This is a genomic window from Micromonospora sp. CNZ296 (assembly GCF_007827635.1).
Map to the genome: position 1 here is coordinate 504,492 of NZ_VISW01000003.1, position 13,341 is coordinate 517,832.

Consider the following 13,341-nt stretch of genomic DNA (forward strand, 5'->3'; position numbering starts at 1 on the left):
CTCATGGCTATGCAACGCGCCGTATGACCTTGCGGTGGCGCTGCCCCGACCGGTACTCTTCTCTGCATAGTCATGCGGAGGTGGGTATGGGCATTCGGGTTGCCGTGGCCGGGGCGAGTGGATACGCCGGGGGCGAACTGCTGCGCCTGCTCGCCGGTCACCCCGAGTTCGAGCTGATCGCCGCCACCGCACACAGCCAGGCCGGTCAGCCAGTCACCGCCGTACACCCGCACCTCGCGGGCCTCGACCTGGTGTTCGCCGCGACCGAACCGGCGACCCTCGCCGACGCGGACCTGGTCTTCCTGGCCCTGCCGCACGGGCAGTCCGCGGCGCTCGCCGCGGCGCTGCCCGACCCGGTCAAGGTGGTCGACCTCGGCGCTGACCACCGGCTGCGTGACGCCGGCGCCTGGTCCCGCTACTACGGCGGCGAGCACGCCGGCGCCTGGACCTACGGGCTGCCCGAGCTGCCCGGCCAGCGGGCCGAGATCGCCGCCGCCACGCGGGTCGCCAGCACCGGCTGCTACGCCGTGGCGACCACGCTGGCGCTGGCGCCGCTGATCGCCGCAGGCGCGGTACGCCCCGACGACGTGGTGGTGGTCGCCGCCTCCGGCACCTCCGGCGCGGGCCGGGCCGCCAAGGCCCACCTGCTCGGCAGCGAGGTGATGGGCGACCTGACCCCCTACAAGGTGGGCGCGCACCAGCACGTGCCGGAGATCAAGCAGGCCACCGGCGCGACCGGCCTGTCCTTCACCCCGGTGCTCGCGCCGATGCCCCGGGGCATCCTGGCCACCGTCACCGCGGTCCCCACCGGCGACGCCGACCCCCGCGCGGTGCTGGCCGCCGCCTACGCCGACGCGCCGTTCGTGCACGTGCTGCCCGAGGGATCGTGGCCGCACACCGCGGCCACCGCCGGGTCGAACTCCTGCCACCTCCAGGCGACTGTGGACGTCGACTCGGGCCGGGTGATCGTGGTCAGCGCGATCGACAACCTGGGCAAGGGCGCGGCCGGCCAGGCCGTGCAGAACGCCAACCTGATGGTGGGTCTCCCGGAGACCACCGGTCTGTCCGTGTTTGGAGTGGCCCCGTGAGCGTCACCGTCCCCCGTGGGTTCCGCGCCGCAGGTGTCGCGGCCGGACTGAAGTCCTCCGGCGCCGCCGACGTCGCCCTCGTGATCAACGACGGCCCGGACGCCGGCGTGGCCGGTGTGTTCACCGCCAACCGGGTCAAGGCCGCGCCGGTGCTGTGGAGCCAGCAGGTCGTGCACGGCGGCGTCGTGCGCGCCGTGGTGCTCAACTCCGGCGGCGCGAACGCCTGCACCGGCCCGGCCGGCTTCCAGGACACCCACGCCACCGCCGAGCACACCGCCGCCGCGATCACCGCGGCGAACGCGCGGCTGATCGTCGGCGCCGGCGAGGTCGCGGTCTGCTCGACCGGCCTGATCGGCGAGCGGCTGCCGATGGACAAACTGCTTCCCGGCGTACGCGAGGCGGTGCGCGGCCTGTCCCGCGACGGCGGCCCGGCGGCCGCCGAGGCGATCATGACCACCGACACCCGGCCCAAGACGACTGTGGCGCAGGGTACGGGCTGGACCGTCGGCGGCATGGCGAAGGGCGCGGGCATGCTCGCCCCGGCCATGGCCACCATGCTCTGCGTGCTCACCACCGACGCGGTGGCCGGGCCGGACGCCCTGGACGCCGCACTGCGCGCCGCCACCCGGATCACGTTCGACCGGATCGATTCCGACGGCTGCATGTCCACCAACGACACGGTGCTGCTGCTGGCCAGCGGCGCCTCCGGCATCGAGCCGACCGCCGAGGAGCTGACGGCCGCGGTCACCGCCGCCTGCCACGACCTGGCCCAGCAGCTCCTGGCCGACGCGGAGGGCGCGACGAAGGAGGTCGCGATCGAGGTGGTCGGCGCGGCGAGCGAGGACGACGCGGTCGAGGTGGGCCGCACGGTGGCCCGCAACAACCTGGTGAAGACCGCGCTGTTCGGCAACGACCCGAACTGGGGACGGATCCTCGCCGCGGTCGGCACCACGGCCGCCGTGTTCGAGCCGGACGGCGTGGACGTCGCGGTCAACGGCATCTGGGTGTGCCGGGGCGGCGCCGCCGCCGAGGACCGCGCCAAGGTGGACCTCACCGGCCGCGGCGTCACGGTCCGGATCGACCTGCACGCCGGCGCCGACACCGCCACCATCTGGACCAACGACCTGTCCCATGCGTACGTCCACGAGAACTCGGCCTACTCCACATGAACCTCTCCGCTGACCTCACCCGGGCCCAGGCCAAGGCCGCCACGCTGATCGAGGCGCTGCCCTGGCTGGCCCGTTTCTCCGGCGCCACGGTCGTGGTCAAGTACGGCGGCAACGCCATGGTCGACCCCGAACTCCAGCGGGCGTTCGCCGCCGACATGGTGTTCCTGCGCTACGCCGGCCTGAAGCCGGTCGTGGTGCACGGCGGCGGCCCGCAGATCTCCGCCATGCTCGGCCGCCTGGGCATCGCCAGCGAGTTCCGGGGCGGCCTGCGGGTCACCACCCCGGAGGCGATGGACGTGGTCCGGATGGTCCTGGTCGGTCAGGTCGGCCGGGAACTGGTCGGGCTGATCAACGCGCACGGCCCGTACGCGGTCGGCCTCTCCGGCGAGGACGCGGGGCTGTTCACCGCGGTGCGCCGTCCCGCGTACGTGGACGGCGAAGCGGTCGACGTGGGCCAGGTCGGCGACGTGGAGTCGGTGAACGTCTCGGCGGTCACCGACCTGATCGAGGCCGGCCGGATCCCGGTCATCTCGACGGTCGCGCCGGACGCCGACGGGGTGCTGCACAACCTCAACGCGGACACCGCCGCCGCCGCGCTGGCGGTGGCGCTGGACGCCCGCAAGCTGGTCGTGCTGACCGACGTGCCCGGCCTGTACGCCGACTGGCCCGACACGTCCAGCCTGATCAGCGAGATCACCGCGGACGACCTGGCGAAGCTGCTGCCGTCCCTGGAGTCGGGCATGGTCCCGAAGATGGAGGCCTGCCTGCGGGCGGTGCGCGGGGGAGTGCCCGCCGCGCACGTCGTCGACGGCCGGGTCGCCCACTCCACGCTGCTGGAAGTGTTCACGTCGGAGGGCTTCGGAACGATGGTGATCGAGTCATGAGCACGCTGGTGCAGCGGTGGAACGCCACCATGATGGGCAACTACGGCACGCCGCCGCTGGCGCTCGTCTCCGGCTCCGGCGCCGTCGTGGTCGACGAGACCGGCCGGGAGTACGTCGACCTGCTCGGCGGCATCGCCGTCAACGCGCTCGGCCACGCCCACCCGGCGGTGGTTGCAGCCGTCAGCAAGCAGGTCGCGACGCTCGGGCACGTGTCGAACCTGTTCGTCGCCGAGCCGCCGGTGGCGCTGGCCGAGCTGCTGCTCGCGCTGGCCGGCCGCCCGGGCCGGGTGTTCTTCGCCAACTCCGGCGCGGAGGCCAACGAGGCCGCGTTCAAGCTGTCCCGGCTCACCGGCCGCCGGCACGTGGTCGCCACCCACGGTGGGTTCCACGGCCGGACCATGGGCGCGCTGGCGCTCACAGGGCAGCCCGCGAAGGCCGACCCGTTCCGCCCGCTGCCCGGCGACGTGACCCACGTGCCGTTCGGCGACGCCGACGCGCTGGCCGAGGCGGTCACCGACGACACCGCCATGCTGATCATCGAGCCGATCCAGGGCGAGAACGGCGTGGTCGTCCCGCCGCCCGGCTACCTGGCCGCGGCCCGGCGGATCACCGCCGCGCACGGCGCGCTGCTGGTGCTCGACGAGGTACAGACCGGCGTCGGCCGGACCGGCCACTGGTTCGCCCACCAGGCCGAGGGCGTCGAGCCGGACGTCGTCACGCTCGCCAAGGGCCTCGGCGGCGGGCTGCCGCTGGGCGCCTGCCTGGCCTTCGGCCGGGCCGCCGACCTGCTCACCCCCGGCTCGCACGGCACCACGTTCGGCGGCAACCCGATCAGCTGCGCCGCCGCGCTCGCGGTCGTCTCCACGATCGCGCACGAGGGCCTGCTCGACCACGTCAAGCGGATCGGCGAGCGGCTGCGCCGGGGCGTCGAGGCGCTCGGGCACCCGCTGGTCCGTGAGGTACGCGGCTCCGGCCTGCTGCTCGGCATCGTGCTCGACCAGCCGGTCTCCGCCGCCGCCGCGGCAGCGCTGCGCGAGGCGGGCTTCCTGGTCAACCCGGTGCAGCCGGACGTGGTCCGGCTCGCCCCGCCGCTGATCCTCACCGCGGCGCAGGCCGACGCGTTCCTCGCCGCGCTGCCGGCCGCGCTGTCCGCCGCCGCGCCCGACGCCACGACCCCGACGGAGGCTCCCGCATGATCCGCCACTTCCTGCGCGACGACGACCTCACGCCCGCCGAGCAGGCCGCCGTGCTCGACCTCGCCGCCCGCATGAAGGCCGACCGGTACGCGCACCAGCCCCTGACCGGGCCGAAGTCGGTGGCGGTGCTGTTCGACAAGCAGAGCCTGCGCACCCGGATCTCCTTCGACGTGGGCATCGCCGAGCTGGGCGGGCACCCGCTCGTGGTGGACACCCAGGTCACCCACTTCGGCAGGGGCGAGACGCTCGCCGACGCGGGCCGGGTGCTGTCCCGCTACGTCGCCGCGATCGTGCTGCGCACCCACGGCGACGACCGGATCGCCGAGGTCGCCGCGCACGCGACGGTGCCGGTGGTCAACGCGCTGACCGACACGTACCACCCCTGCCAGCTGCTGGCCGATCTGCTCACCGTGCGGGAACGGTTCGGCGGGACCGCCGGGCGGATCCTCACGTACGTGGGCGACGCGGCGAACAACATGGCGCACTCGTACCTGCTGGCCGGCGCGACCGCCGGGATGCACGTGCGGATCGCCGGCCCGGCCGGGTTCCAGCCCGACCCGGAGATCGTGGCCCGCGCCGAGAAGATCGCCGCCACCACCGGCGGTTCGGTCCAGGTGCTCACCGACCCGGCCGAGGCGGTACGCGGCGCGCACGTCGTCGCCACCGACACCTGGACGTCGATGGGGCAGGAGGAGGACGGACTGGACCGGACCACGCCGTTCCTGCCGTACCAGGTCAACGCCGCGCTGCTCGGCCACGCCGACGCCGACGTGATCGTGTTGCACTGCCTGCCCGCCCACCGGGGCGAGGAGATCACCGACGAGGCGCTCGACGGCCCGCACAGCGCGGTGTTCGACCAGGCGGAGAATCGGCTGCACGCCCAGAAGGCGCTGCTGACGTTTCTCCTGGAGGAATCCGCATGACCGCTCCGCTGACCCGCGCCGCGCGACACGCCCGCATCGTCGAGCTGATCCGCGACACCCCCATCCACTCGCAGACCGAGCTGGCCGACCTGCTCGCCGGCGACGGCATCCAGGTCACCCAGGCCACCCTGTCGCGCGACCTGAAGGAACTGGGAGCGGTGACCGCGCGTGGCGGCGACGGGCGGGGCGTCTACCTGATCCCGGAGGACGGGCACCGGCCGCTGCGCGACGCCGAGGGCGCACCGGCCCGGCTGGTCCGGCTGCTGCGGGAGCTGCTCAACGGCGTCGACTCCAGCGGCAACATCGCGGTGCTGCGCACCCCGCCGGGCGCGGCGCAGTACCTCGCCAGCGCACTGGACCGGGCCGGCCTGTCCGAGATCGTCGGCACCATCGCCGGCGACGACACCATCCTCGTCGTGGCCCGCGAGGCCGACGGCGGCGCCGCGCTGGGTGAGCGGCTCGCCGCGTGGGCCCGCCGCGACGACCCAGTCGAAGGGGGCACCTCGTGACCGAGCGTGTCGTCCTCGCGTACTCCGGGGGCCTGGACACCTCGGTCGCCATCCCGTACCTGGCCGAGCGGACCGGCGCGGAGGTGATCGCGGTCGCTGTCGACGTCGGCCAGGGCGGCGAGGACATGACAGTGATCCGGCAGCGCGCGCTCGACTGCGGCGCCGTCGAGTCCGAGGTGGTCGACGCCCGCGACGAGTTCGCCGCCGACTACTGCCTGCCGGCGATCCGGGCCAACGCCCTCTACATGGACCGCTACCCGCTGGTGTCCGCGCTGTCCCGGCCGCTGATCGTCAAGCACCTGGTCGCGGCGGCGCGCGCCCACGGCGGCACGATCGTGTCGCACGGCTGCACCGGCAAGGGCAACGACCAGGTCCGGTTCGAGGTCGGCCTGGCCGCCCTCGCGCCCGACCTGAAGGTCGTCGCGCCGGCCCGGGACTTCGCCTGGACCCGGGACAAGGCGATCGCGTACGCCGAGGAGAAGGGGCTGCCGATCGACGTGTCGGCGAAGTCGCCGTACTCGATCGACCAGAACCTGTGGGGCCGGGCCGTGGAGACCGGCTTCCTGGAGGACATCTGGAACGCCCCGGTCGAGGACCTCTACGCGTACACCGAGGACCCGGCGTCGGAACGCGACCCGGACGACGTGGTGATCACGTTCGACGACGGCGTCCCGGTCGCGATCGACGGCGAGACGGTCACCCCGTACCAGGCGATCCGGGAGCTGAACCGGCGGGCCGGGGCGCACGGCGTGGGCCGGCTCGACATGGTCGAGGACCGGCTGGTCGGCATCAAGAGCCGCGAGGTGTACGAGGCACCCGGCGCGCTCGCCCTGATCACCGCCCACCAGGAGCTGGAGGCGGTCACAGTCGAGCGGGACCTGGCCCGGTTCAAGCGCGGCGTCGACCAGCGCTGGGGTGAACTCGTCTACGACGGGCTCTGGTTCTCGCCGCTGAAGCGGTCGCTGGACGCGTTCATCGACGACGCGCAGCGGCACGTCAGCGGCGAGGTACGGCTGCGCCTGCACGGCGGCCGGGCGGTGGTCACCGGCCGGCGCTCCGAGGCGAGCCTCTACGACTTCGGCCTCGCCACCTACGACACCGGCGACACGTTCGACCAGTCGCTGGCGAAGGGATTCGTACGACTGTGGGGACTGCCCAGCACGATGGCCGCGCAACGGGACGCCCGGATGGGAGGGGCCTGATGGGGGGCACCACAATGGGTGGGGTGGACGACAAGAGCCTGACCGAGAACAGCGCCCCCGCCAACCGGACGAGCCTCTGGGGCGGCCGGTTCGCCGGCGGTCCCGCCGAGGCGCTCGCGCGGCTGTCGGTGAGCGTCCAGTTCGACTGGCGCCTCGCCCCGTACGACATCGCCGGTTCCCGCGCGCACGCCCGGGTCCTCGCCGGCGCCGGCCTGCTCGACCCGGACGAACTGGGCCGGATGCTGGCGGCGCTGGACGACCTGGAGGCGGCGTGCGCCTCCGGCGCGTTCCGCCCGACCGTCGACGACGAGGACGTGCACACCGCGCTGGAACGCGGCCTGCTGGAACGACTCGGCAGCCTCGGCGGCAAGCTGCGCGCCGGCCGGTCCCGCAACGACCAGGTCGCCACCGACCTGCGGCTCTACCTGCGCGACCACGCCCGCGGTGTGGCGGCCCGGCTGGTCGAGCTGGCCGAGGCCCTCGTCGAGCAGGCGGAACGGCACGTGGACACCGCCGCGCCGGGCATGACGCACCTGCAGCACGCCCAGCCGGTGACGTTCGGGCACTGGCTGCTGGCCCACGTGCAGCCGCTGCTGCGCGACCTGGAACGGATGCGCGACTGGGACGAGCGGACCGCGATCAGCCCGCTCGGCGCGGGCGCGCTGGCCGGCTCGGGACTGCCGCTGGACCCGGTGGCGGTCGCGAAGGAGCTGGGTTTCCGCACCTCGTTCGCCAACTCGATGGACGCGGTCGCCGACCGCGACTTCGTGGCCGAGTTCCTGTTCGTCACCGCGATGATCGGCGTGCACCTGTCCCGCCTCGGCGAGGAGGTGGTGCTCTGGACCTCGCAGGAGTTCGGCTGGGTCGAGCTGGACGACGCCTTCGCCACCGGCTCGTCGATCATGCCGCAGAAGAAGAACGCGGACATCGCCGAGCTGGCCCGGGGCAAGTCCGGCCGCCTGGTCGGCGGCCTGATGAGCGTGCTCACCATGCTCAAGGGCCTGCCCATGACGTACGACCGGGACATGCAGGAGGACAAGGAGCCGGCGTTCGACGCGGTCGACACGCTGGAGCTGCTGCTGCCCGCGCTGGCCGGGATGATCTCCACGATGACGGTCCGGGTGGACCGGCTGGTCGCGAGCGCGCCGTCGGGCTTCTCGCTGGCCACCGAGGTCGCCGACTGGCTGGTGCGGCGCAACGTGCCGTTCCGCGACGCGCACGAGATCACCGGCAAGCTGGTGGCGCTGTGCGCGGCCCGCGACTGCGCGCTGGACGAGGTGTCCGACGCCGACCTGGCCGCGGTGAGCGAGCACCTGGACCCCTCGGTGCGCGACGTGCTCTCGGTGCGCTCGGCGCTCGCCGCCCGCATCACGCCCGGCTCCACCGGCCCCGGCCCGGTCGCCGACCAGCTCGCCGCCGCGGCGGACAAGCTGACCGGCTGGCGGGAGTGGGCCGCCGAGCGGGTCGTACCCCGCTAACCTGCGCGGCTGGTCCGGGGCAGGGCTCGCCCCGTCCCGGACCAGCCGCACGCCCCACGCCGGGCGCCCGGCGCGGCGCCCCGCGCCCCGCGCCCCGCGCCCCGCGCCGAGATTTTGGTACGAAATGGCCCCCATAGGGGCGCTAAGCTTCCAAGATCTACAGCGGTCCTGCCTTGTGGAATGCGGATCCTGCCTTGCGGGACCTCGGGCTGCGGTCTCGGACTTCGGACTCCGCCGCTCGGTGCACCGTCCGATCCAGCGCTGTTCGGTGCTCCGTCCGCATTCTCCGGTCAGCCGGTGGGGCGCTCGCGTTTCGGGAGCTTGGCCACCACCGCGTCGTACGAACCGTCGACCGCCTCGATCAGCTCGTCGTCCGGGATGCCGCCGGAGAGCCGCAGCGTGTTCCAGCCCGACCGGCCGATGTAGGGGGAGGGGTGTGCGTCGGCCGGGAACCGGTGCAGCCACTCGTCGGCCACCTCCCGGGACGCCCCGCACTTCACCCCGAGACGGGCCTCACCGTCGGGGGAGCCGAGGAACGCGAAGATGCGGCTGCCCACCTTCACCACCTCGTCGCCCTCCCACGGCCGGTCGAGCCAGGCTCCCGGCTTGGCCAGGCAGTAGGCCAGCATCTCCTCGCGCGTCATCGCGTCCTCCCGTGCCGTCGTCCGGCACAGTCTCGCCCGCCGCTGTGACAGCCCGCGCCGCCGGGCGGCCGGTCAGTCGCCGGTGCCGGTGCGGACGGTGAGCCGCTCGTAGCGCTGCCGGGCCGCCTGGGCGCTGCCCAGCCCCAGCCCGAAGGCGATCGCCTGCCAGGTCATGCCCCGGCCGCGGGCCACCTGCAACAGGCCGGCCTCCAGCGCGTCCACCTCGGCCCGCACGTGCGGGATCAGCGTCAGCGCGGCCATCAGGTCGGCCTGGTCGACGGGCTCCTCACCCTCGTCCAGCTCGGCGCCCCCGGCCAGCGCCATCACCAGCGTGGCCGCCTCGTAGGCGTCGGGCACGTCCGGGTGGGCGTAGCGCCGGCGGCGGGAGTTGGTGCCGGCGTGCCGCTCGGCGATCCGCAGCAGCGCCGCGTAGTTGCGGTGCGCCCGGGCCTGGGCAGCATCCGGAGCGGTGAACGGGTCGTTGTCCACGGTGACCATGCCGTCCATCCCACACCCAAGAATGACCTGTTGTCAACACCCTGTTGAAAGTCATTCGTGCACAACGTCGTGCCTCCGGGGAGTGGTGAGAAGACGGCGCGTCATGCACGACAGACGCGCCGCGGGGTGTTCCGGGTTGCCCGGAACGGCCGATTCAGGCCGGTGAGTTCCGCACCGGGGCGGCCGGAGCGGGCCGGCGGCGCGGCGTGTGCCGCCGGTAGACGCTGACGCTGGGCTCGTCCGCCAGCCAGAACCGCCACGGCAGGTCGTGCGCGGCGGCGACCCCGACGCGTGGCCCGGAGACGATCCGCGCCGGGTCGACGGGGCTCGCCGGTGGCGTCAGCAGCAGCGGGCCGCTGCCGTCGATCGCCGAGGTGCCGTTCGCCTCCCGCCCGAGCCCGAGCGCGGTGACCAGCCGGGCCGGCCCGCGGGCCAGCTCCCGGTCGGCGGCGCGCGGCCGGCGCTCGCGAGCGGTCTCGATGCCGTCGACCACCTCGCCCGCGCGCAACAGCACCGCCGCCGCCTCGCCGTCGCGACCGCAGACGATGTTCGCGCACCAGTGCATGCCGAACACGAAGTACACGTAGACGTGCCCGGCGGGCCCGAACATGACCCTGTTGCGCGGCGTCGGCCCGCGGTGGGCGTGCGACGCCGCGTCCTCGCCGGTGCCCGCGTACGCCTCGACCTCGGTGAGCCGGACGGTGACGCCGCCGGACGACACGGTCCAGCCGAGCAGCGTCCGCGCGGTGTCGGCGACCTGCGCGGCGGGTGCGTCGAGCCAGGGGTACGTCATCGCGGCAAGGGTAGTCGGTGAGCGGCGCGTGATCCGGGCCACGCGGGGGTGGGCAGCCACCGGAATAGTTGACTCGTCAAATATGTTGTGAGGAGCGATCCCGGGCCGACCGGTCCGGACCCCACGCGAGGAGCTGGTCATGCAGTTCGGAGTCTTCACCGTCGGTGACGTCACCGTCGACCCCACGAACGGGCGGATGCCGTCCGAGCGTGAGCGGATCAAGGCCATGACCGCCATCGCGCTCAAGGCCGAAGAGGTCGGCCTCGACGTCTTCGCCACCGGCGAGCACCACAACCCGCCGTTCGTGCCGTCGTCGCCCACCACCATGCTCGGCTGGATCGCCGCGCGCACCGAACGGCTGCTGCTGTCCACCTCGACCACGCTAATCACCACGAACGACCCGGTGAAGATCGCCGAGGACTACGCGATGCTCCAGCACCTGGCCGACGGCCGGGTGGACCTGATGATGGGCCGCGGCAACACCGGCCCGGTCTACCCGTGGTTCGGGCAGGACATCCGCAACGGCATCCCGCTGGCCATCGAGAACTACGACCTGCTGCACCGGCTGTGGCGCGAGGACGTGGTCGACTGGAAGGGCCGGTTCCGTACGCCGCTGCAGTCGTTCACCTCGACCCCGCGCCCGCTCGACGGCGTACCGCCGTTCGTCTGGCACGGCTCCATCCGCAGCCCGGAGATCGCCGAGCAGGCCGCGTACTACGGCGACGGCTTCTTCGCCAACCACATCTTCTGGCCCAAGGAGCACACCCAGCGGATGGTCGGCCTCTACCGCGAGCGGTACGCGCACTACGGCCACGGCTCGCCGGACCAGGCCGTCGTCGGCCTCGGCGGGCAGGTGTTCATGCGCCGCAACTCCCAGGACGCGGTACGCGAGTTCCGCCCCTACTTCGACAACGCCCCGGTCTACGGGCACGGGCCGTCGCTGGAGGAGTTCACCCGCGAGACGCCGCTGACCGTGGGCAGCCCGCAGCAGGTCATCGACCGCACGCTGGGCTTCCGCGAGTACGTCGGCGACTACCAGCGGCAGCTGTTCCTGATGGACCACGCCGGGCTGCCGCTGAAGACGGTGCTGGAGCAGCTCGACCTGCTGGGCGAGGAGGTGGTACCGGTGCTGCGCAAGGAGTTCGACTCGCTGCGTCCCGCGCACGTGCCCGAGGCGCCCACCCACGCGAGTCTGCTGGCCGCCCGCGACGCCGCCCCGGCCGGGGAGCAGCGATGACCAGCCGTACCCTCGCGGTCGTCTCGGCCGGTCTCGGCCAGCCGTCGTCGACCCGCCTGCTCGCCGACCAGCTCGCCGCGGCCGCCCGCGACGAGCTGGCCGGCTGCGGCGCCACTGTGGAACTGCGCGTGGTCGAGCTGCGCGAGCACGCCCACGACGTGGTGAACCACCTGCTCACCGGCTTCGCCCCGGCCGCGCTGCGGCGGACGCTCGACGAGGTGGCGGCCGCCGACGGGCTGATCGCGGTGACGCCGATCTTCAACGCGTCGTACAACGGGCTGTTCAAGTCGTTCTTCGACGTGGTCGACCGGGACGCGCTCGCCGGCAAGCCGGTGCTGCTCGGGGCGACCGGCGGCACCGCCCGGCACTCGCTGGCGCTGGAGCACGCGGTCCGGCCGATGTTCACGTACCTGCGGGCGGCGACACTGCCCACAGCGGTCTTCGCCGCACCGGAGGACTGGGCCGGCGACGACGGCGACAGCGCGCTGCGGTCCCGGATCCGCCGGGCCGGAGCCGAGCTGGCCGAGCAGGTGGACCGCCGCCCGCCCGCGACCGGCCCGGCCGACCCGTTCGCGCTCACCACCGACTTCGCCGACCTGCTCGCCGGCCGCGACCCTTCCTGACGCCTGGAGGTCGGCGCGGACGACAGCTGCCGGCAGTGGCCGTCGCCGGAGAACCACGCCGGAGAGCTCGTTATGACTGAGAGGCATAAATATGCCTCTCAGTCATAACGCTTGCAGGGCATCTCTCTGGCCGGGCGGAGCGGGCCGGAGCGGGCCGGCCAGCCGCGCGGCGCGTCAGTCGTCGGCCGGCTCCGGCCGGTGGGCGACGAGCACCGGGCAGTGGGAGTGCTGCACCAGCGCCTGGCTGACCGAGCCGAGCAGCAGCCCGGCGAAGCCGCCCCGGCCCCGGGAACCGACCACCACGAGCGACGCCTCGCCGCTGGCCTCCCGGAGCGCGGTCTCCGGCGAGGCGGCGGTCACGGCCCGTTCCGCCACGCGCAGGTCCGGGTGCGCCGCCCGGACCCGGGCCGCGGCCTCGGCCAGCAGCCCGGCTGCCTCGGCCCGCGCCGCGGTGGACGCCTCCGCCGCGACCTCCGGCGCCACCGCGCCGCGTTCGGGCGACCGGACGTGCATCAGCACCAGCTCCGCGTCGCGCCGGTCGGCCTCGTCCGCCGCCAGCTCGATCGCGTACGCGGCCGAGTCGGAACCGTCCACGCCGACCAGCACCGGACCGTCCACCGGGATCGGCTGCTCCTCCGGGCGGACGATCAGCACCGGGCAGTGCCCGTGCTGCGCGAGCTGCCCGCTGACCGAGCCGAGCAGCAGGCCGGCGAAGCCGCCCACGCCCCGGCTGCCCACCACGACCAGTTCGGCGCGGCGGGACTCCTCGACCATCGTGGCGCCCGGGCCGCCGGCGACCTGGCGTACCTGCACCCGCAGGCCCGGGTGCCGCTCGGCCAGGTCGGCGGCGACCGACTCCAGCATCTTCTCCGACTCCGCGGTGGGCGCCGGCACCCCCAGGTCGTACGGGTTGAGCGGCACGCCGTACCCCATCGGGTGCAGGTAGCCGTGCACGAGCAGCAGCGGCCGGGAACGGGCGACGGCGGTCGCGGCGGCCAGGTCGGCGGCGGCCAGGCTGGACGGCGATCCGTCCACTCCCGCCACGACGGGTCGGTTCATCTGGTGCTTTCCCTCCGGTCGGCTCAGGCCATTGTGGC

At 73.8% G+C, this 13,341-nt stretch carries 14 protein-coding genes; 10 read left to right on the forward strand and 4 right to left on the reverse strand.

All coding sequences use genetic code 11. The annotated features are described in order from the left end of the window. Window positions 1-86: 86 nt before the first annotated feature. Genes argC through argH form a run of 8 tightly spaced genes read left to right on the forward strand, consistent with a single transcriptional unit; the run spans window position 87 to window position 8,449 of the window. Window positions 87-1,088 carry an N-acetyl-gamma-glutamyl-phosphate reductase gene (gene argC, locus FB455_RS07830; protein ID WP_013474915.1) on the forward strand — a complete coding sequence of 334 codons (1,002 nt, stop codon included), beginning with the start codon at window positions 87-89 and terminating at the stop codon, window positions 1,086-1,088. Next, window positions 1,085-2,257 (forward strand): bifunctional glutamate N-acetyltransferase/amino-acid acetyltransferase ArgJ, encoded by a 1,173-nt coding sequence (argJ, locus tag FB455_RS07835; RefSeq protein ID WP_013285546.1) that lies wholly within the window; start codon window positions 1,085-1,087, stop codon window positions 2,255-2,257. Before argC ends, argJ begins: the two co-directional genes overlap by 4 nt. Further along, entirely contained in the window at window positions 2,254-3,141 is an 888-nt protein-coding gene (argB, locus tag FB455_RS07840; protein ID WP_013285547.1) for an acetylglutamate kinase, read from the forward strand. Before argJ ends, argB begins: the two co-directional genes overlap by 4 nt. Then, window positions 3,138-4,337, forward strand: coding sequence for an acetylornithine transaminase (locus tag FB455_RS07845; RefSeq protein WP_030271071.1), 1,200 nt, complete (start codon window positions 3,138-3,140; stop codon window positions 4,335-4,337). The genes argB and FB455_RS07845 overlap by 4 nt, the downstream gene beginning before the upstream one ends. Beyond that, window positions 4,334-5,260 (forward strand): ornithine carbamoyltransferase, encoded by a 927-nt coding sequence (argF, locus tag FB455_RS07850; RefSeq protein WP_030271073.1) that lies wholly within the window; start codon window positions 4,334-4,336, stop codon window positions 5,258-5,260. The genes FB455_RS07845 and argF overlap by 4 nt, the downstream gene beginning before the upstream one ends. Next, window positions 5,257-5,769 (forward strand): arginine repressor, encoded by a 513-nt coding sequence (locus FB455_RS07855; protein ID WP_030271075.1) that lies wholly within the window; start codon window positions 5,257-5,259, stop codon window positions 5,767-5,769. The genes argF and FB455_RS07855 overlap by 4 nt, the downstream gene beginning before the upstream one ends. Then, window positions 5,766-6,971 (forward strand): argininosuccinate synthase, encoded by a 1,206-nt coding sequence (locus FB455_RS07860; RefSeq protein WP_071095702.1) that lies wholly within the window; start codon window positions 5,766-5,768, stop codon window positions 6,969-6,971. The genes FB455_RS07855 and FB455_RS07860 overlap by 4 nt, the downstream gene beginning before the upstream one ends. A gap of 14 nt (window positions 6,972-6,985) precedes the next feature. After that, window positions 6,986-8,449 carry an argininosuccinate lyase gene (gene argH / locus FB455_RS07865; protein WP_030271078.1) on the forward strand — a complete coding sequence of 488 codons (1,464 nt, stop codon included), beginning with the start codon at window positions 6,986-6,988 and terminating at the stop codon, window positions 8,447-8,449. 290 nt (window positions 8,450-8,739) lie between these two features. Here argH and FB455_RS07870 read toward each other — a convergent pair whose 3' ends face one another. The 3 genes from FB455_RS07870 to FB455_RS07880 all read right to left on the reverse strand — a co-directional run bounded on the left by FB455_RS07870 (window position 8,740) and on the right by FB455_RS07880 (window position 10,384). Further along, window positions 8,740-9,093 (reverse strand): MmcQ/YjbR family DNA-binding protein, encoded by a 354-nt coding sequence (locus tag FB455_RS07870; protein ID WP_145752706.1) that lies wholly within the window; start codon window positions 9,091-9,093, stop codon window positions 8,740-8,742. A 72-nt stretch (window positions 9,094-9,165) separates the two neighbouring features. Next, entirely contained in the window at window positions 9,166-9,591 is a 426-nt protein-coding gene (locus tag FB455_RS07875; RefSeq protein ID WP_013285554.1) for a hypothetical protein, read from the reverse strand. A gap of 154 nt (window positions 9,592-9,745) precedes the next feature. Beyond that, window positions 9,746-10,384: a DNA-3-methyladenine glycosylase gene (locus FB455_RS07880; RefSeq protein WP_013474919.1), complete on the reverse strand. Its 639-nt coding sequence runs from the start codon at window positions 10,382-10,384 to the stop codon at window positions 9,746-9,748. A 139-nt stretch (window positions 10,385-10,523) separates the two neighbouring features. Between FB455_RS07880 and FB455_RS07885 the strand changes: the two genes are divergently transcribed. Then, a complete protein-coding gene (locus FB455_RS07885; protein ID WP_013285556.1) occupies window positions 10,524-11,621 on the forward strand; it encodes an LLM class flavin-dependent oxidoreductase in 1,098 nt (365 codons plus the stop codon). Beyond that, the gene (locus tag FB455_RS07890; RefSeq protein WP_145752708.1) at window positions 11,618-12,244 is read left to right on the forward strand and encodes a CE1759 family FMN reductase; all 627 of its coding nucleotides are present in this window, start codon (window positions 11,618-11,620) and stop codon (window positions 12,242-12,244) included. The genes FB455_RS07885 and FB455_RS07890 overlap by 4 nt, the downstream gene beginning before the upstream one ends. A gap of 174 nt (window positions 12,245-12,418) precedes the next feature. Here FB455_RS07890 and FB455_RS07895 read toward each other — a convergent pair whose 3' ends face one another. Next, window positions 12,419-13,303, reverse strand: coding sequence for a universal stress protein (locus tag FB455_RS07895; RefSeq protein WP_013285558.1), 885 nt, complete (start codon window positions 13,301-13,303; stop codon window positions 12,419-12,421). Window positions 13,304-13,341 lie beyond the last annotated feature (38 nt).